This window comes from Streptomyces sp. NRRL B-24484, assembly GCF_000717715.1.
GTDB lineage: Bacteria > Actinomycetota > Actinomycetes > Streptomycetales > Streptomycetaceae > Kitasatospora.
Map to the genome: position 1 here is coordinate 87,059 of NZ_JOAI01000013.1, position 18,785 is coordinate 105,843.

15 protein-coding genes are annotated in these 18,785 nt (G+C 76.2%); 6 read left to right on the forward strand and 9 right to left on the reverse strand.

Translation table 11 applies throughout. The annotated features are described in order from the left end of the window. Positions 1-81 precede the first annotated feature (81 nt). Complete coding sequence (locus tag IE98_RS0114360) at positions 82-354, forward strand: hypothetical protein (protein ID WP_030268854.1); 273 nt, start codon at positions 82-84, stop codon at positions 352-354. Positions 355-372: 18 nt separating this feature from the next. Here the strand turns inward: IE98_RS0114360 and IE98_RS0114365 are convergent, their stop codons facing one another. Beyond that, a complete protein-coding gene (locus IE98_RS0114365) occupies positions 373-2,907 on the reverse strand; it encodes a helicase-associated domain-containing protein (RefSeq protein ID WP_030268855.1) in 2,535 nt (844 codons plus the stop codon). Between the two features lie 189 nt (positions 2,908-3,096). Between IE98_RS0114365 and IE98_RS44580 the strand changes: the two genes are divergently transcribed. Next, the gene (locus IE98_RS44580; protein ID WP_052390507.1) at positions 3,097-3,966 is read left to right on the forward strand and encodes a hypothetical protein; all 870 of its coding nucleotides are present in this window, start codon (positions 3,097-3,099) and stop codon (positions 3,964-3,966) included. 46 nt (positions 3,967-4,012) lie between these two features. On the opposite strand, the gene IE98_RS0114375 is transcribed toward IE98_RS44580, so the two are convergent. Next, the gene (locus tag IE98_RS0114375; RefSeq protein WP_052390508.1) at positions 4,013-5,044 is read right to left on the reverse strand and encodes an iron-siderophore ABC transporter substrate-binding protein; all 1,032 of its coding nucleotides are present in this window, start codon (positions 5,042-5,044) and stop codon (positions 4,013-4,015) included. Positions 5,045-5,108: 64 nt separating this feature from the next. After that, positions 5,109-6,242 carry an alpha/beta hydrolase gene (locus IE98_RS0114380; protein ID WP_030268859.1) on the reverse strand — a complete coding sequence of 378 codons (1,134 nt, stop codon included), beginning with the start codon at positions 6,240-6,242 and terminating at the stop codon, positions 5,109-5,111. A 157-nt stretch (positions 6,243-6,399) separates the two neighbouring features. Between IE98_RS0114380 and IE98_RS0114385 the strand changes: the two genes are divergently transcribed. Continuing rightward, positions 6,400-6,630: a hypothetical protein gene (locus tag IE98_RS0114385; RefSeq protein WP_030268860.1), complete on the forward strand. Its 231-nt coding sequence runs from the start codon at positions 6,400-6,402 to the stop codon at positions 6,628-6,630. 42 nt (positions 6,631-6,672) lie between these two features. Here IE98_RS0114385 and IE98_RS0114390 read toward each other — a convergent pair whose 3' ends face one another. Beyond that, complete coding sequence (locus IE98_RS0114390) at positions 6,673-7,278, reverse strand: HAD family hydrolase (RefSeq protein WP_030268861.1); 606 nt, start codon at positions 7,276-7,278, stop codon at positions 6,673-6,675. A gap of 372 nt (positions 7,279-7,650) precedes the next feature. Here IE98_RS0114390 and IE98_RS52250 point away from each other — a divergent pair, with 372 nt between their 5' ends. Beyond that, positions 7,651-8,034: a cold-shock protein gene (locus tag IE98_RS52250; RefSeq protein ID WP_030268863.1), complete on the forward strand. Its 384-nt coding sequence runs from the start codon at positions 7,651-7,653 to the stop codon at positions 8,032-8,034. 30 nt (positions 8,035-8,064) lie between these two features. Here the strand turns inward: IE98_RS52250 and IE98_RS0114400 are convergent, their stop codons facing one another. From IE98_RS0114400 to IE98_RS0114415, 4 genes are read right to left on the reverse strand one after another with little or no spacing between them, the layout of a single operon-like run. Next, complete coding sequence (locus IE98_RS0114400) at positions 8,065-8,907, reverse strand: 1,4-dihydroxy-6-naphthoate synthase (protein ID WP_030268865.1); 843 nt, start codon at positions 8,905-8,907, stop codon at positions 8,065-8,067. Continuing rightward, a complete protein-coding gene (locus IE98_RS0114405; RefSeq protein ID WP_030268868.1) occupies positions 8,900-9,598 on the reverse strand; it encodes a futalosine hydrolase in 699 nt (232 codons plus the stop codon). Before IE98_RS0114405 ends, IE98_RS0114400 begins: the two co-directional genes overlap by 8 nt. 10 nt (positions 9,599-9,608) lie before the next feature. Continuing rightward, positions 9,609-10,127, reverse strand: coding sequence for a DUF2771 family protein (locus tag IE98_RS44585; protein WP_030268869.1), 519 nt, complete (start codon positions 10,125-10,127; stop codon positions 9,609-9,611). 60 nt (positions 10,128-10,187) lie between these two features. Further along, on the reverse strand, positions 10,188-11,471 hold the full coding sequence (locus tag IE98_RS0114415; protein ID WP_234443542.1) for an MFS transporter: 1,284 nt from the start codon (positions 11,469-11,471) through the stop codon (positions 10,188-10,190). A gap of 509 nt (positions 11,472-11,980) precedes the next feature. Between IE98_RS0114415 and IE98_RS0114420 the strand changes: the two genes are divergently transcribed. Together IE98_RS0114420 and IE98_RS0114425 are read left to right on the forward strand one after the other, a co-directional pair. Continuing rightward, the gene (locus tag IE98_RS0114420) at positions 11,981-12,862 is read left to right on the forward strand and encodes a DUF3027 domain-containing protein (RefSeq protein WP_030268873.1); all 882 of its coding nucleotides are present in this window, start codon (positions 11,981-11,983) and stop codon (positions 12,860-12,862) included. Between the two features lie 111 nt (positions 12,863-12,973). Beyond that, entirely contained in the window at positions 12,974-16,264 is a 3,291-nt protein-coding gene (locus IE98_RS0114425; protein ID WP_030268874.1) for a sacsin N-terminal ATP-binding-like domain-containing protein, read from the forward strand. Positions 16,265-16,306: 42 nt separating this feature from the next. Here IE98_RS0114425 and IE98_RS0114430 read toward each other — a convergent pair whose 3' ends face one another. Further along, on the reverse strand, positions 16,307-18,736 hold the full coding sequence (locus tag IE98_RS0114430; RefSeq protein WP_030268875.1) for an HAD-IC family P-type ATPase: 2,430 nt from the start codon (positions 18,734-18,736) through the stop codon (positions 16,307-16,309). Positions 18,737-18,785: the final 49 nt, after the last annotated feature.

Here is an 18,785-nt window from a genome sequence, read left to right on the forward strand (position 1 = left end):
GTGTCGTGTCGCAGACTTTCCAGTGTCCCGCACCCGGGCGGTGCCGGGTGACCGGGCGGCCGCGGTCTCGTTGGTCAGGGCATGAACAAGCCGAACCGCCTCCTCGCCGGTCTCGCCCTCTCCGGCGCGGCCTTCGCCACCGTCCTCGGCGCGAGCCCCGCCCAGGCCGCCGAGCCCGGCCTCGACCAGGTCGCCGACATGGGCCAGCCCGGCGGCCTGCTGGGCGCCACCGCCTTCACCGCGACCGGTCTGCTGACCGGGGTGCAGCCCAAGATCCCCGACCCGCAGTCCTTCGTGGAGCAGGCCAAGCAGCAGAAGGCCGAGCAGGACGCCAAGGCCGCCCAGGGCCACTGACCCGGCGCCCCGCCGCGCTCAGGCCGGCTCGTCGACCTCCGCCACCCCGGTGATCCGGTGCAGGGCGAAGGTCCGGACCTCGTCCGCGTGGTGGTCGTACGCGGTGACGAAGCCGCCCTCCACCTTCACCGGGTCGACCACCCGCTGCGAGGCGATGCCCTCGGCGTTGATGTAGCCGATCCACATCCGCTCGCCGAGCAGCACCGCGGTCTGCAGCGCGGCCAGTGTGTCGGCGGCCGCGCTGCGCGGCAGCTGCCGCAGGTCGGTGCGGGCCGGGCCGGACTGCGGCAGGTGCGCGGCCGGCCCGGCCACCGTCTCCCGGCGGACGGCGGTGGCCGCCCGGTCGCCGGCCCTGATCGCCTTCACCGCCGCACCGAGCAGCGCGCCGTCCGGCCGCGGCGGCCCGTCCGGCACCGGGACGGGTGCACTGCGCGGCGGGGTGCGCCGGCTGTCCGGACGGGTGATCAGCACATCGCCCTCGGCGGACTCCGCGGCCGGCGCGTAGCCCATCGCCCGCAGCACCGCGAGCAGCGTGTCCGGCGGAGCCTGCGCGGCCACCACCGTCGGCGCCAGCAGCCGCAGCCGCAGCTCCGCGGCGCGGCGGTCCGCCAGCACCTCGTTCAGCAACTGCGGGTCGTCGCAGCGCAGGTACGAGGAGGCGGCCCCGACCCGCAGCACGCCGTGCCGCCGCGCCACGTCGTCGATCAGGTAGGCGAGCGGCTGCGGCACCGGCGTCCGCGAGTGCTGCGCGAGGAAGGCGTGCAGGTCGGACGCCGTCCGGCCGGCGTCCAGCGCCCGCCGCACGGACTCCGGGGTGAAGCGGTACACCGTCGCCCCGCCCTTGGACTCGATGTCCGCGCAGAGCGCCAGCGCCTGCGAGAGCGGGGTGAGCAGCGGCCCGGGCGCGATCGCCGTGAGGTCGGGCTGCAGGATGACGTGGTCCAGCGGCTGCGGCAGCAGCGGGTCCAGCACCGCCGACGGGTCGCCGTCCGCCAGCAGGGCCCGGGCCGCCCCGCAGAGCGCGCCCCTGCCGGTGACGCCGAGCAGCTCGGCCTCCTGCAGCGTCCAGTCGGTGAGGTGCTCGCGCAGGTCGCGGCCGTCCGGCCCGGTGGCGCCGCCGCGCAGCGGACGCTGCCAGCGCAGGGCCGGCAGCAGCCGGTCGGCCCCGGCCGCACCGCCGGGCGCCAGCTCCGCGAGCAGCTCCAGCACCGCCCGGCGGACGGACGGTGCCAGGGTGCGGTCGAGCTCCGGGCCGAGCGCCGCCCGCGGCCTGCCCTTGGCGTCCGGGCTGCCGGTCAGCCCGGCCACCCGGGTCGCGGCCAGCCAGCCCCGGGCCAGCACCTCCCACCGTTCGGCGACCGAGTCCTGCAGCCAGCCGTCGTACGCGGGGGTGGGCGCCCAGTGCTCGTCCGCCTCGGCGTCGGGGGCGAGCAGACCGGCACCGTAGGCGAGTTCCAGCCAGAAAGCGGCGACCGGCTCCGAACAGTCCAGCGCGAGCGCGGCCCGCTTGAGGTCGCGGACGCCGAGCCCGCCGGCCCGCAGGGTGGGCGGCGGCTGCAGCCCCCAGCCCTCCAGCAGCTCCTCGACGGTACGCACCGCGGTGTACGCCTGGCCGGCCGCCGTGGCGTCCGCGGTGGCCGGGTCCCGTTCGGCGGCGGCCTCCACGACCGGCCGCCGAGGCTCCACCGCCCGGTGGCTGCGCCCGCCGCGCAGGTGCAGGGCGAGCTCCCGGGGCAGCACCACCGAACCGGGGCCGGACGGCAGCAGCAGGCCGCGGGCGAGCAGCCACTCCAGCGGGGTGTGCGCCTGCTCGGCGGTGACCGGGCGGGCCGCGTCCGGCAGGGTGCCGGTCGGCGGGCCCCAGACCAGCCGCTCCAGCAGCGCGAGCGCGGGCGGCGGCGCCTGCTCCAGCAGCGCCGCGCAGCGCTTGCGGTCGGTGAACAGCCCGGCCAGGGCGGCCACCGCGGTCACCGGGTCGGGGGTGGCCGGCAGTCCGGCCCCGGCCAGCAGTTCCTGCAGCCGGGCCGGCGACATCCCGGTGGTCGCCTCCGCCACCGTCGGTCCGAGCCCCGTCCGACCCGGGTTGGCCGCGCTCGGCGCCAGCGCCTCCCGGACGGCCAGCACCAGCCGCAGCGCCGAGTCCGGCCCCCACAGCAGTGCGCGGCCGCGGAGCGTCTCCAGCGCCCCCGGCAGTGCCGCGGTGACCGCGGCCCGGTCCACCGGCTCGGCACCCGCGTGCGGCTTCACCCGCGCCGGGCCGGCCAGCAGATTGCGGACGACGGTGTCGCCGCTGCCGTCCGGCGCGGCGGCGAGCGCCTCGGCGACCTGCAGGGTGAAACGGTCGAGGCGTTCCAGCGCGCGCAGCGCCGACGCCCGGCTGGAGAGCCGCGCGGCGAGCTGGGTCAGGTCTCCGGGCACCGGGTTCAGCAGGTCGGGCCGTGCGCGCAGCAGCCCGGTGAGAGCCTCGTCGCTGCGGGCGCGGAGCTCCTCGGCGAGCGTGCGGGGTGCGGCGGCTGCCCGGGCGCGGGACGGTCCGCTCTGCTGGGTGGTCATCCGACCCAGACTAGTCCGCCTGCCTCGCCCGGGCCCAGTGCCGGACGCCGCCCCGTCCGGCGCGGGCGAGGGCCGGGAGGCCGGAGGCGGCCGCCCCGCGCCCGGCAACGGCGGCGCCTCTCGCCCGCGCGGCCCGCCAGTCGGTACCGTCAGCGGTGGGTGGGCCGGTGAGCGAGCGGGGTGCGGGCGATGGCGGACGTCGGGGCGGACGGCGGGGCGGGCGGAGCGGCGGACGGCGCCGGACGGGGCGGCCGCGGAGCCGGCGGCGAGTGGTGGCGGTCCGAACAGCCCTGGCGGGCGATCGGCGCTCCGCGGCTCGCCGCCGCCGCTGCGCCGGCCGACGAGCAGAGCGTGTACGCGCCCGACGGGGCGCCCGCGGCCGAGCCGCCGCGCGCCGCACCGGGCGGCCCGGCACCGGGCGGCCCGGCGCCCGCGGAGGGCCTGCTCACGGGCGGTCCCGGTGCCGGCCTCAACCTGCCCGGCTGGGAAGTGGTGGAGTACCCCGACGGCGTCGACCTGCTCGGCCGGCCGGCCGCCGACCTCCCCGCCCCGCGGGCCGAGGCCACCGCGGCCGCCCCGGCACCGGAGGCACCCGCCGAGCCGGCCCCGGTCGGGCTGCGGAAGGGACGCGGCCGCAAGGCCCCCGGCAGCGCCGGGCCGGCGGCCGACCCCGCCCCGAAGACCGCGGCGTCCGGGCTGTTCGCCGGCCGCCGGCCCTCCCCGCTGCTGCTGTTCGCCGCGGCAGCCCTGCTGGCCGGCGCGGTCACCGGCCAGCTGCTGGCGATGCTGCTCGGCTGGGGCGCCGCCTACCTCTCCCGGCAGTTCTCCGACCTCGCCCGCAAGGTCGTGGTGCTCGGCATCCCACTGGCCACCATGTTCGGCTCCGCGGTCTGGTACTGGGGCCGGACCAAGGGCCGCTGGGGGCAGCCGCTCGCCGAGGGCGCGGCGATGAACCACGCGGTCTGGACGGCCGCACCCGACGTGCTCCGGGCCGCCGCCGTGATCACCGCCCTCGCGCTCCTGGCGGTGACGCTGCGCCGCCGCAAGACGGCCGACTGAGCGGCCGACTGAGCGTCCGGCGCCGGGCGGCCGGGCACCGGCGGGCTCAGCCGCCGAGGAAGCGCTGCAGCTCGCCGAGCACCAGGTTGGCGCCGGTGTAGCCGACGCCCTGGAACCACAGCCCGTCCTCCACCGGGAAGGTCCGGTGCGCCCGGACGGCGCCCAGCGCGAGCCAGGCCGGGCTGCGCAGCACCGCCGTCGTCCCGGCCCGGTCCGGGTCCCCGTAGGTGGCGTAGAAGAGGAAGTCGGCGTCGGCGCGGGCGAGCTGGTCGAGCGGCAGGTCGATCTCGTCCTGGTCGGTGTTCTGCACGTCCGGCCGGCCGAGGGCGACGTCCGCGAGGACGCTGCCCAGCCAGCTCTGCCGTCCGTAGGTGCGGATGCCGGGCGGCGGACCCTCGACGAACCGCAGCACGCTGATCCGCCGGCCCCCCGAGCCGGCGTCCCGGATCGCCCGGGTGGCGCGCTCGGCGTGCCGGCGGTACTCGGCGGTGACGGCGGCGGCCTGCTCCTGCCGGCCCAGGGTCTGCGCGTGCAGCTGGAAGTTGTCCTTCCAGGGCGGGGCCGGGGTCCGGCTGAAGACGGTCGGGGCGATCCGCTGCAGCTCGGCCAGGTGCGCGCCGTCCCGGGACGCGCTGCCGAGGACGACCTGCGGCTCCACCGCACTGATCCGCGCGGGGTCGGGGCTGCCGGTGTCGCCGACGTAGGCGATCTCCGCCAGGCGGGAGGCCGGCCAGTAGTCGGGCAGGCCCGCATCGAGGGCGGAGCGGGTGGCGCCGACCGGGGTGATGCCCAGGGTCATCGCCGAGTCCAGCTCGGGGGTTCCGAGCACCACCACGCGGACCGGCCCGCCGGGCACGGTGACCGGCCCGGTCGCGGTGGTCACCGTGGTGCTGGGGGTGGGCCGCGGGCTGGGGCTGCCGCCCGCCGAGCCCTCGGCCTCGGCGGGCGCGGGGGCCACCCCGCGGACGGTGGGCCCGGTGCATCCGGCCAGCACGGCGCCGGCACTCGCGGCGAGCGCGGTCAGGACGGCCCGGCGGGTCGGCCGGTGGGGCATCGGGACCTCCCGGAGATCGGGCATCTGCGTCCGATTATGAACGAAATGCCCGATCCTCCTGAGGATCCGTCACCAGTTGCGGCCGGGATCAGCGCGGGTCGGTGAGGTGTTCGCCCAGCCAGCCCAGCGAGGCCGGGAGCATCCGCGACCAGGTGTTGAAGTTGTGGCCGCCGGTGTCCAGCGTGATCGAGGAGACCTTCGTCTGCCCGCCCTTGGCGGCCGCCACGAACTTCTCGGTCTCGCCGTAGTAGTCGCCGTCGCCCTCACGGCTGCCGCCGACGAGCAGCGAGACCGCCGGACGCGGCCGGTGGGTGAGCCGCCAGGTCAGGTCGGCGTCCTGGCGGCGGCCGGCGTCACCGCCGAAGAGGTCTCCGGTCGTGGCGTCCTCGGCGGCCTTGTAGTACCCGGAGAGCGAGACCGCGGCGGAGAACACGTCCGGGCTGCGCAGCGCCAGCTTGAGCGCGCAGTAGCCGCCGGTGGAGTTGCCGATCACTCCCCAGCTGCCGGGGCCCTCGGTCACCCGGTACGCGGCCCGGATCGCGGCCGGCACGTCGGTGGTGAAGTAGGTGGCCGCCTTCGGGCCGCCCGGCACGTCCTCGCACTCGGTGTCCCGCGGCATCGCCGGCGAGGGCCGCATCAGCACGAGCACCGTCGGCTTCGTCTTGCCGTCGCGGATCAGCTGCAGCTCGGTGGCGGGGTAGTTCAGCTTGGTGATCAGGTTCTTGGCGTCGCCGGGGAAGCCGGTGATGGCGATCGCGGCGGGGAAGCGCTTGTCCTTGTACTCCGGCTGGAAGTACTGCGGCGGCAGGTACACGTAGCCGTCGGTGGCCAGCCCGGTGGTCGCGCCGGGGATGCGGATCCGCTCCAGCTTGCCGACCTGGGCCGCGTCCCGCCCGACGGTGTTGGTGCCGCGGACGTTCTCCGCGGACAGCCGCTGCACCCCGTGCGCCCGCCCGTCCAGCCGGTTCTGGATGGTCACCGGGCCGCTGTCGCCGGTGCCCAGCAGGTCGTCCCAGCTGCTGTAGAACGCGAAGTAGTTGTTGGCCAGCAGGCCGATCGTGCACATCACCGCGAGCTGCGTGCCGACGATGGTGCCGAGCCGCGCCAGGACGGCCGTCCAGCTCCGCCGGGCCAGCTTGGGCCAGAGCCAGACCGTCCCCCCGATCGCCGCCACCGCCACCAGGGCGGACAGTGCCAGCACTTTGTGGCTGGTGAGTCCCATTCTCTGCTCCCCCGTACGCCCCGATTCCGGTCTCAGTGTCAAGGATCGCTGGGAGATTCCTGGGAGGACTCGGCGCGCAGGCTGAATCGTCCCCCGCCGAACGGCGGGGGGCGGATTGCTGGGAGACTGATGGGGTCCGTGCTGTGAGGAGCCCGCTGTGAGCAAGCAGACCGCCGACCGTGGTGATGCCCTGGTCCGCGCCGGGGCGATCGTGTTCGCCGTCGGTGCGCTCGCGACCCTGGTCACCTTCGTCCCGCTGTTCTTCGACCTGACCAGGTTGCCCAGCGCGGCCTACTGGATCTGCATGCTGATGCCGCTCGGCTTCCTGCTGTCGCTGGCCGGTCTGCTCACCAGCGCGCGCGCCGAGCGCCGCCGCGCCCGGGGCTGAGCCGCAGGACCGCGCCCTCCGGGGGCGGTGCCCCCGGAGACGTCACTCCAGCGCGTCCGCCAGCCAGGCCGGGAAGGCCGTGAGGTCGTCCAGGACGGCGTCCGCGCCGGCCGCCCGGAGCTCCTCGGCGGTGTAGGGCCCGGTGGCCACCGCGACCGCGACGGCGCCCGCCGCCCGGGCGCCGACGATGTCGCCGAGGTGGTCGCCCACGTAGATGCCGGCGCCGTGCTCGCGCAGCGCGTCGCCCTTGGTCTCCGCCCACAGGTCGCCGACCAGGACGTCCGCCTCCAGGCCGGAGTGCTCCAGGTGCAGCCGCGCGTTCGGCTCGTACTTGCCGGTGATCACCGCGACCCGGCCGCCGCGGGCCCGGACGGCGGCGACCGACTCCCGGGCGCCGGGCAGTACCAGGGTCGCGGCCAGCGCGTGCTCCCGGTACATCGTGCGGTAGCGGTCGGCGATCTCGTCCAGCCGCTCGGCCGGGAACCAGTTGGCGAGCTCGTGCAGCAGCGGCGGACCGAGCCGGCCGACCGCCAGCTCGCTGTCGATCCAGGTGCCGGTCTCGGCGGCGAGGGCGTCGTAGGTGGCCTTGATCCCGGGCCTGGTGTCCAGCAGCGTCATGTCGAGGTCGAAGCCGACGGTGAGAGCCATGACCGCCAGCCTAGGGCGTGCCGTCCGCCCTCCGGCCGCCGCGCGGACCGCCCGCCACGTGCTCTCCGTCACTGCCCGCAGTTCCCCGGGGACTCAAAGTTTCGACCGCGGGCCCGGCCGGGTATGCAGCCCTCGCACGGGGTGGCCGATCACCCCGCTTCGTCCCTGGGGGTGTCCGACCGTGGATCGCGCCGTGCCGCGTCCCTGCCGGGTCGGCCCCCCGTCGGGACGCGCCGCTCGGGAGTGAGCGGCTGAGGGATCATTAATCCGCTGTGCGTCGCCGGCCGCCCGCGTAGGGTGGTCGGTTCGCGTCCACCCGACGGGGTCCGGCCACCGCCGCCCCGCCCACACCCACGACGAGGACAGTTCGAGATGCCCACCGGCCAGGTCAAGTGGTTCAACGAGACGAAGGGATTCGGCTTCCTGTCGCGCGACGACGGGGGCGACGTCTTCGTCCACACCAAGGCGCTGCCCGCCGGGGTCACCACGCTGAGGCCGGGCCAGCGCGTCGAGTTCGGGATCGTCGCGGGCCACCGCGGCGACCAGGCGATGGGTGTCACGCTGCTCGACGCCCTGCCGTCGGTCGCCGCCGCCCAGCGCCGCAGCCCCGACGACATGGCACCGATCGTGCAGGACCTGATCACCACGCTGGACGCCGTCCTGCCGGGCCTGCAGCGCGGCCGTTACCCCGCCAAGCCGGCCGGCCAGCAGCTCGCCGTGCTGCTGCGGGCGGTCGCGGACCAGTTCGACGTCTGACCGGACCGGCGCCCGCGGGGCGTCGGGACCTCAGAAGCGCAGCGCACCCGGGTCGACCGGGGGCACCAGCCCCTCGGCCGCGGCCCGGGTGAGCAGCGTCTCGACCGCCGCGTACCCCTCCGCGCCGAGGTCCTCGGTGAACGCGTTGACGTACAGCCCGATGTGCTGGTCGGCCACCGCCGGGTCCATCTCCTGCGCGTGCTCCAGCACGTACGCCCGGGAGGCCTCCGGGGCGTCCCAGGCGGCCCGCACCGAGGCGCGCAGGGTGTCGGCCAGCTCCTCCAGCCGGCCGGCACCGAGCGAGCGACGGGCGACGATCGCGCCGAGCGGGATCGGCAGCCCGGTCTCCCGCTCCCAGGCCTCGCCCATGTCGGCCAGGTTGTGCAGCCCGTACCGGCCGTACGTGAAGCGGGCCTCGTGGATCACCAGGCCGGCGTCCACCCGGCCGTCCCGCACCGCGGGCATGATCTCGTGGAACGGCATCACGACGATCTTCCCGAAGCCGCCGGGGACGGCCTTCGCCGCCCAGAGCCGGAACAGCAGGTAGGCCGTCGAGCGCTCGCTCGGCACCGCCACCGTGCCGCCCGTCAGGTCGGCGTCCGGCTCCCGGGTCAGCACCAGCGGGCCGCAGCCGCGGCCCAGTGCCCCGCCGCAGGGCAGCAGCGCGTACTCCTCCAGCACCCAGGGCAGCTGCCCGTAGCTGATCTTCAGCAGGTCGAGCTCGCCGCGCTCGGCGATGCCGTTGGTGAGGTCGATGTCGGCGAACAGCACCTCGGGCGCGTCGGCGCCGGGCACCAGGCCGTGCGCCCAGGCGTGGAAGACGAAGGTGTCGTTGGGGCACGGCGAGTACGCGACCTTCAGCGGCTCAGCCATCAGCGGCCTCCTGGAGCAGTTCGGAGTACGGCAGCGCCGCGAAGGCCCGCTCCAGGGCCCCGAGCGCCTCGCCGATCCGCCAGGCAGCGCGGTCCCGCGGGCCGACGGGGTTGGACACCGTCCTGATCTCCAGGACGGGCAGGCCGAACCGGGCGGCGGCCTCGGCCACGCCGAAGCCCTCCATCGCCTCCGCGGCCGCACCCGGATGACGGGCCGCCAGCGCGGCGGCCCGCTCGGCGCTCCCGGTCACCGTGGAGACGGTCAGCACCGGGCCCACGACGGCGTCCAGGGCCTGCGAGGCCAGCGCGACCGCCCCCGGCGAGGGGCGGTGCCGCACACTGCCGAAACCCAGCTCGGTGACGTCCCGGAAGCCTTCCGGGGTCTCCGCGCCGAGATCGGCCGCCACCGTCTCGGAGGCGACCACCGTCGCCCCGACCGGCGCGTGCGGGGCGAAGCCGCCCGCGATGCCGGCCGACACCGCCAGCCGGAACCGCCCGGAGGCCAGGGCCGCCGCCGTCGTCGCGGCCGCCGCGGCCGGGCCGACCCCGCCCGCCAGCACCCGGACGGGCACGCCCGCCCCGCCGGCGCGGTCGATCCCGCGCCGCACCGCATCGGCCTCCGCCTGGACGGCGACGACGACGAGCAGCCCGGCCGGGGGGCCGGACTGCTCGTCGTCGTACCTGGGGCTCATCGCCGGAGGGTCAGTCCTGGGTCTTCATGTCGAAGTACCAGATGCCCAGGATCTCCTGGGTCTTCTGGTCGGCCTCGACGACCGTCACGGTCGTGGTGCCCGAGGAGTTCAGCACCTGCGAGGCCGCCACCGAGCCGGACCAGGTGGTGCCGCGGGTGTCCTGCGCGAGCGGGGTCTGGCCCTGCGCACCGCCGTCGGTGAAGGCGAACCAGCCGCGGTCCGCGACGGACGGCGGCACGCCCACGCCGACCCGGTCGCTCGCCTGCACGTCGGTCGACGGCAGCTTGTCGGCCTCGCGGGCCTTCTTCGCGTCCACCTGGCACTTGGCGAGGACGTCCTGCGGCAGCGCCTTGCCGTCGTTGTAGCAGAACGGCGCCGAGGTGATCGACGTACGGCCGACCGTCAGGGTCACGACGTGCGAGTCGGGCTTGCCCTGGCTGTTGGCGTACGCGATGGAACCGCCGACCGTGCCGGCGCCGATCACGACCACGGCGCCGATGGCGGCGATTGCACGGGTGCTGAGGCTCATGGGCAAGAGGCTACCGGGCTTTCGCGATCACGCGACGCGGGGGTGGCCGAGTCGCCGCGGCTATGCCACCCGTGGCCGAGCGGCCGTCCCGCGCAGCCCCACCTTGAACAGCGAGCGCAGCGTCCACAGCAGCATCACCGTCATCACCGCCGCCGCCAGCGCCAGGCCCAGCGTGGCGTTCAGCGGCAGCGAGATGCCGACCACGCCGCCCGCGACCCAGCACAGCTGAAGGACCGTCTCCGACCGCGCGAAGGCGGACGTCCGCACCGCCTCCGGCACGTCCCGCTGGATCACCGCGTCCAGCGCCAGCTTGCCCAGCGAGGCCGCCATGCCCGAGGCCGCCGCCACCACCGCGATCGTCAGCAGGCTGTACCAGATCGCCGCCGCAGCCGAGGCCACTGCTGCCAGCAGCAGCATGGCAGCCACCGTCGCCTCCGAGCCGCGGGTCTTCAGCCAGGAGCCGAACACCGAACCCAGCGCGTTCCCCACCCCCGCCGCCGCGGCCACGATGCCCAGCGCCGCCGTCTCCGGCACGCCGCTCACCGGCTCCTTGCGGACCAGGAACGCCAGGAACATCACCAGGAAGCCGACCAGCCAGCGCAGTGAGGACACCGCCCGCAGCGCGAGGATCACCGACGGGCCGACCGTCCGCAGGATCGCCTTCGACGACCGGGCGCCGTGCCCCTCGGCGTGCATCACCGCACGCTGCTCGCCCTTGGCCGAGTCCACCTTGTGCGGCAGGTGAAACGCCATCAGCGTGCCGATCACGAAGACCAGGAACGCGCCGCGCAGCGGCCACCCCGGACCGGCGAGGTGCAGCAGCCCGCCCACCCCGGCCGCGACCATCGTCGCCAGCAGGCCGGCCAGCGTCACCCGCGAGTTCGCCTTCACCAGCGACAACTGCGGCGGCAGCAGCCGCGGCACCACCACGCTGCGCACCACCCCGTACGACTTGGAGGCCACCAGCACGCCCAGCGCTTCGGGATAGAGCGCGATCCCCCCTCCGGCGATCGAACCGGCCATCGTCCAGGCCAGGATCGCCCGCGCCAGCATCGACATCGCCATCGCCGAACGGCGGCCGTGCGGCAGCTTGTCCAGCAGCGGGCCGATCACCGGGGCCAGCAGCGCGAACGGTGCCATGGTGATCAGCAGGTAGAGCGCCACCCGGCCGCGGGCCTCGCCGGTCGGCACCGAGAAGAAGATGGTGGAGGCCAGCGCGATGGTGATGAGCATGTCGCCGAAGGAGTTCAGCGCGTGCAGCTCGATCAGCTTCGCCAGCCCCGACTCGCCCGCCCCCTCCGCCGACGTGGCCCGGCGGATCCGCCGGCCGGTGCCGTGCACCATCCGGCCGGTCCGCACGCCCGCCGCGGAAGCACCCCTGACCAGCGCGTTCTTCGGCCTGCCGGCCTTCGGCGGGAGCGGCCCGCCGTCCGCCCCGGCGTCGGCGGCCGGATCGGGCGGCGGCACAGCCCTCACCTCCGAGGGACCCTCCGGCTGCGGAGCGTCCACGCCGTGTTGCGAGGGGGTCTCGTCCGCCACATACGCCATCCTGCCCGAGAATCAGCCGCGGTACGACTGTGACCCGGTGCGGGTTCCTCGGAGCGCCGCGCGCCGCCCCGGACTGTGCCCGGACGCCGACCGACGGGTAGCCTGCACTACGCGCGCACGGGGTGGGACGGACCGGGCGGGGCGGCGCGGCCGGTGCCGGGGACGGACCTGGGTCGCGCAGAATAAAAGGAGTGCCCCTCGTACAGCTTCGGCGGGCGGGGCACCGCCCCCGGACGGCCACTGCCGTGCGCGGGACCGCCGCCGGACAACAGGACTGGGAGAGAATCGACGCCGTGAGCGCTGCGATGCGAAGCCGTACCCCCGACCGGCTCTGTGCCGAGGCCGTCGAACTCGCCCGCCAGGCCGCCGTCGAGATGGTCGGACCCGAGACCGTCGGCGCCCACCTCGGCGTCCGCGCCGAGGCCGACCGCGTGGTCACCCACACCTTCGAGTGCCTCGACGCCGCCTACCGCGGCTGGCACTGGGCGGTCACCGTGGCCCGCGCCCCGCGCGCCAAGAACGTCACCCTCGACGAGGCCGTGCTGCTGCCGGGTGACGACGCCGTGCTGGCCCCGCAGTGGGTGCCGTGGAGCGAGCGGCTGCGGCCCGGCGACATGGGCCCGGGCGACCTGCTGCCCACCGGCGCCGACGACCTCCGGCTGGAGCCCGGCTGGAGCGGCGAGGACGAGCCCGCCCCCAACTCCGCGATGAGCGAGGCCGCGGACGAGGACGTCGTCCTCACCGACCCGCACGTCCAGCCCGCCCCGGCCCGCGCCCGGATCGGCGCCGTCGCCGAGGAGCTCGGGCTCGCCCGACCCCGGGTGCTCTCCCGGCTCGGCCTGCACCTCGCCGCGGAGCGCTGGGACTCGGCCTTCGGCCCGCAGACGCCGATGGCGCAGGCCGCCCCGGCCAACTGCGACACCTGCGGCTTCCTGATCCCGATCGGCGGCTCGCTCGGGCAGGCGTTCGGCGTCTGCGGCAACGAGTTCGGCCCCGCGGACGGCCAGGTGGTGGCCCTCGGCTACGGCTGCGGCGGCCACTCCGAGGCCGCGGTGCTGCCCGCCCCGCCCACCCCCTCCGAGCTGATCCTCGACGAGACCGTCGTCGAGCCGCTCGCCCTCCACCCCGACCGCACCGGCGGCTCCGTCGAGCCCGACGCCCCCACCGAGGAGCTCGGTCACTCCTGACGGAGCGGGCGCCCGCCCCGCGTACGCCGTCCCCTGCGGTCGGAACTGTCCGTCCGGCAGGGGAGAATGCGGACGTACGCAGGGTGCGGACGGCGGAAGGCGGCAGGGCCAGTGGAGCCTCGGATCATCGGCGGTACGGACGGGCAGGCGGCGGACGTCTTCGACACGGCGGGCCTGCGCCACCGTGTCCTGGACGCGTGGACGGCCGCGCCCGCACGGTTCCGGGAGGACGCCAACGCCGAGGAGGAGCTCGCCCTCGGCGGCTACCGCGACCGCCTGATCGTCGAGCTCGCCCAGAACGCCGCCGACGCGGCCGCCCGCAACGGCACCGCCCCGGGCCGGCTGCGGCTGATCCTCCGGGACGGCGTGCTGGCCGCCGCCAACACCGGCGCCCCGCTGGACCCCACCGCGGTGGAGTCGCTCTCCACCCTCCGCGCCTCGGCCAAGCGCCCCGAGGACGTCCCGACCGTCGGCCGCTTCGGCGTCGGCTTCTCGGCCGTGCTCGCGGTCACCGACGAGCCCGCGGTGCTCTCCGCCCACGGGTCCGTCCGCTGGTCGCTCTCCGAGGCCTCCGCGCTGGTCGGCGCCCGCCCGCAGCTCGCCGAGGAACTGCGCCGCCGCGAGGGCCACGTGCCGCTGCTGCGCCTGCCGTTCCCGGCCGAGGGGTCGGCCCCGGACGGCTACCACACCGTGGTGATGCTGCCGCTGCGGGACGCCGCCGCCGAGGACCTGACCCGCCGCCTGCTCGCCGAGATCGACGACGCGCTGCTGCTGACCCTGCCCGGCCTCGCCGAGATCGTGGTGGAGACGCCGGAGGGCGTCCGCACGCTGACCCGGTCCGCGGACGCCCCGCGCCCGGACGGCATCACCACCGTCACCATCACCGACGGCGACCGGGCCACCGTCTGGCAGACGGTCGGCGCCGAGGGCACCGTCGCCGCCGCGCTGCTGGCCGACCGGACGACCGAGGAGCGCGCCCGGCCCTACTGGTCGGTGGTCTGGGCCGTGCCGGTCTCCGACACCGGCGTGCCGCAGCCGCTGCGGACCACCGCGGTGGTGCACGCGCCGACACCCAGCGACGAGCCGCTCGGCGTGCCCGCGCTGCTGATCGCCGGCTACCCGCTGGACTCCACCCGGCGCCACGTCGCCCCGGGCCCGCTGACCGACTTCCTCACCGAGCGGGCCGCGGACGCCTACGCCGAGCTGCTGAAGGCCCGCGGGGCCGACCTCGGCTCGCTCTCCCTGGTGCCCGGCCCGCTCGGCCACGGCGCCCTGGACAACGCCCTGCGCGCCGCGATCCTTCACCGGCTGCCCGGCACGCCCTTCCTGCCGCACCCGGGCCCGGTCGAGGAGGGCACCCCGGCGCTGCGGCCGCGCGACGCCACGCTGCTGGAGGGCGCCGACGGCTCGGTGGTCTCCGCGCTGGCGCCGATCTTCCCCGGCCTGCTGCCGGCCGGGCTGGAGCGCCGCCCCGAGCTGCGGGCGCTGGACGTCCGCCGGGTGCCGCTGGCCGAGGTGGTCGACCAGCTCGGCGGCCTGGAGCGGGAGCCCGCCTGGTGGCGCAACCTGTACGCGGCGCTGGCCGGCGCCGACCCGGAGGCCCTGGGCGCGCTGCCCGTGCCGCTGGCGGACGGCCGGACGGTGACCGGCCCGCGCCGGGTGCTGCTGCCCTCCGACCCGGCGGACTGGGCGGGCTACGAGGGGTACCCGGACTCGCTGGCGGAGGCGCTCGGCCTGCTCGACCTGCGGCTCGCCCACCCGGAGGCCGCCCACCCGCTGCTGGCCAAGCTCGGCGCGGCGACGGCGACCCCGGCCGGGGTGCTCGACACCCCGGAGGTGCGGGCCGCGGTCGCCCGCTCGCTGGAGGTCGGCGAGGACGACTTCGACGCCGCGGTCGACCTCGCGGACGCGGTGCTCGCCCTGGTCAAGGCGGCCGAGGCCACCCCCGGCGACCACCCCTGGCTGGCCCGCCTGGCCCTGCCGGACGACGAGGGCGAGCTGACCCGCGCCGGCGAGCTGATCATCCCGGACTCGCCGCTCGCCGACTTGGCCCGCGAGGGCGACGCCGCGTACGTCGACGAGGACCTGCTGGAGCGCTGGGGGCCGGAGGTGCTGGCCGCGGCCGGCGCGCTGGCCGGCTTCGTGCTCGTCCGCGCCGAGGACGTCGTGCTCGACCCGGACGACCTGGAGCGGCTCGACCCGACCGTCCCGGCCGACCGGGCCGCGGGCGGAGCCCCCACCGGCCTGGTCGACGAGGCCCCGGACGGCCTCGCCGAGTGGTGCGAGGACGCCCTGGAGGCCCTGCACGCCGACGACAGCGGGGAGATCGGCGTGCCGCCGGTCGCCGCCGAGCTGCTCGCCGTCCGCGACCTCGACCTGGTCGACGACGGCGCCTGGCCGCGGGCGCTGAAGGTGCTGGCCCGCCCGCCGTACCGGGACGCCGTGGTGAACCCGGTGCGCACCCTGCTGCCGGACGGCCGCTACGTCGACCTGCCGCCGTACACGGCCTGGTGGCTGCGCGACCACCCGGTGCTGGACGGCCGGGAGCCGGCCGGCCTGCGCGCCGCCGGCGCCGACCCGCTGCTGCGCGGCCTGTACGACGAGGCCCGCACCGACCTGGACGAGCAGTTCCTGCACGCCCTCGGGGTGCGCACCACGCTGGCCGCACTGCTCGCCGAGCCGCACGGCCCGGACGAGCTGCTGGACCGCCTGGTGGACGACGCCTCCGAGGTGACCCACCGGCAGCTGCACGGCATCCACACCCAGCTGGCCGCACTGCCGGCCGAGCGGGTCGAGCCGCTGGACGTCGTCCGCGCGCTGGCCCCGCTGGACCCGGAGACCGGCCGCCGTCCCGACACCACGGTGATCGTGGACGCCGCGCGGGCGGTCGTCGCCGACGCCCCGGACCTGGTCGAGCTGCTGCACGACCACCCGGTGCTGCCGGTCGCCCCCGAGCTGGCCGCGGCGCTCGCCGAGCGGCTGCACGTGTCGCTGGCCAGCGAGGTGGCGGGCGGCCGGGTGCTCTCCGACGGCGTCCTGCACCGGGTGCCGGCCGTGGTCCGCGAGCTGCTGCCGGGCTGCCCGGCCGCCTACGAGGAGCACGAGGAGCTGCTGGTCGTCGGCCCGGACGGCGAGGAGGCGCACGTCGACTGGCGCTGGGACGCGGCCGCCGGCACGCCGGAGGTGCCGTACGCACCGGAGGACGCCGAGGCGGGCGACGAGGACGACGAGTTCGAGGTGCCGCCGGTGCAGGGCCTGCTGCACGCGGCCACCCCGGAGGGGCTGGCGGCCGGACTCGCCTGGTCGGTCGGCCAGTGGCACCGCCGGTTCGAGGTCCTCGCCGCGCTGGCCGAGCCGGAGCGCGCGTACGAGCTGCTGAACGCCCGCGACTACGAGTCCTGACCCCCCGCCGGGGCCCGCACCCGCGGGTCCCGGCCCCGGGTTTCAGTCCGTGTCGTCCTCGGCGGGTTCGGAGCGGAGCACGATCACCCGCCAGCTGACCTCCAGCAGCACGCCCGCGACGCCGGCGACCAGCACTCCGATCCAGGGGTCGCGGACGCCGGCCAGTTCGAGCTCGAAGAAGTCGGAGAGCCAGGGCACCATCAGCACCAGGGCGAACGCCCCGCCCATCGCCGCGATCAGCAGGATCCGCCACCAGGAGTACGGCCGGGCCACGATCGCCAGCACCCACATCGCCACCAGGAAGAGCGTCAGCGTCGCCACGCTGGTGTCCGCCTTCAGGTCGGTGCTGTCGTTGGCCCGGGCCAGCATGTACGAGGTGAAGGTGGCGGCGCCGGCGATCACCCCGCCCGGGACGGCGAACCGCAGCACCCGCCGGACGAAGCCCGTCCGGGCCCGCTCGTTGTTGGGCGCGAGCGCGAGGAAGAAGGCCGGCACGCCGATGGTGAGGGTGGAGAGCACGGTGGAGTGCCGGGGCAGGAACGGGTACGGCACGTGGGTGAAGACGACCAGCAGGGCGAGCAGCACCGAGTAGACCGTCTTCACCAGGAAGAGGTTGGCGACCCGCTCGATGTTGCCGATCACCCGGCGGCCCTCGGCGACCACCGAGGGCAGCGTGGCGAAGGAGTCGTCGAGCAGCACGATCTGGGCGACCGCGCGGGTGGCGTCGCTGCCGGTGCCCATGGCGACGCCGATGTCGGCGTCCTTGAGCGCCAGTACGTCGTTGACGCCGTCGCCGGTCATCGCCACGGTGTGCCCGCGCGACTGCAGGGCGCCGACCAGGTCGCGCTTCTGCTGCGGGCTGACCCGTCCGAAGACGGACGCCAGGTCGGCCGCGTCGGCGAAGGAGGCAGGATCGTCGTGGGGCAGGGTGCGGGCGTCCACCGGCTGGTCCGCGCCGGGCAGCCCGAGGTGGCCGGCGACGGCGCCGACCGCCACCGCGGCGTCGCCGGAGATCACCTTGGCCCGGACGCGCTGCCGCTCGAAGTAGCGCAGGGTGTCGGCGGCGTCCGGGCGCAGCCGCTGCTGGAGCACCACCAGGGCGAGCGGCTCCAGCCCGGCGGCCGGGTCGGGGTCGTCGAGCGGGACGGGTGAGCGGCCGAGCAGCAGCACCCGCAGCCCGCGGGCGCCGAGCCCGTCGGCGTCGGCCAGCGCCGGGTGCCCGGCCGGCAGCAGGACGTCGGGGGCGCCGAGCAGCCAGCTGCCCTCGCCGCCCTGCGGTTCGGCGAGCCGGGCGGCGCTCCACTTGCGGGCGGACGAGAACGGCACCGAGTCGACCACCCGCCAGCGGCCGTCCGGCGGCGGGCCGTAGGCCTCGACGACGGCCCGCATGGAGGCGTTGGGGCGGGCGTCCGCGGAGCCGAGCGCACCGAGCGCCTCCCGGAGGGTCTCCGGCCCGCCGTGCCGGGCCCGGCCGTCGGCGAGCGGCCGCAGCTCCAGCAGGTCCATGCCGCCCTCGGTGAGGGTGCCGGTCTTGTCCAGGCAGACGGTGTCGACCCGGGCGAGCCCCTCGATGGCGGGCAGCTCCTGCACCAGGCACTGGCGGCGGCCGAGGCGGATCACGCCGATCGCGAAGGCGACCGAGGTCAGCAGCACCAGGCCCTCGGGCACCATCGGCACGATGCCGGCGACCATCCGGCGGACGGCCTCCTGCCAGTCGTTGCGCTCCACCGCGAGCTGGCTGACGATCAGGCCGAGCGCGGTCGGCACCAGCAGCCAGGTGATGAACTTGAGGATCTGGTCGATGCCGCTGCGCAGCTCGGAACGGACCAGGGTGAACTTGGCGGCCTCCTCGGAGAGCCGGGCGGCGTAGGCCTCCCGGCCGACCTCGGTGGCGGTGAACGCGCCCGCGCCGGCGACGACGAAGCTGCCGGACATGACGTGGTCGCCGGGGCGCTTCAGGACGGAGTCGGGCTCGCCGGTGAGCAGCGACTCGTCGATCTCCAGCCCGTCCGCCTCGGTGACGGTGCCGTCGACGACGACCTTGTCGCCGATGCCGAGCAGCACGGTGTCGTCGAGCACGACCGCGGAGGTGCTCACGGCGACGGCGGTGCCGTCCCGGCGGACCTGCGGCCTGGCCTCGCCGATCAGCGCGAGGCTGTCGAGGGTGCGCTTGGCCCGCAGTTCCTGGACGATCCCGATCGCGGTGTTGGCCACGATGACCAGGCCGAACAGGCCGTCCTGGAGGGGGCCGACCACCAGGATGATCGCGAACATCACGCCGATGATGGCGTTGAAGCGGGTGAAGACGTTGGCCCGGACGATCTCGCGGACGGAGCGGCTGGAGCGCACCGGGACGTCGTTGACCTGGCCGCGGGCGATCCGATCGGCGACCTCGGCGGCCGTCAGTCCGCCCCGACGCCCGGGCGGTCCCGGGTGTCCTGCCTCGGCCGTGCCCTCCGCGGGATGCGTCATGGGACCGACTCTAGGTGGGGCCCCGGGCCGGTGCCGCTCCGCCGAGGGG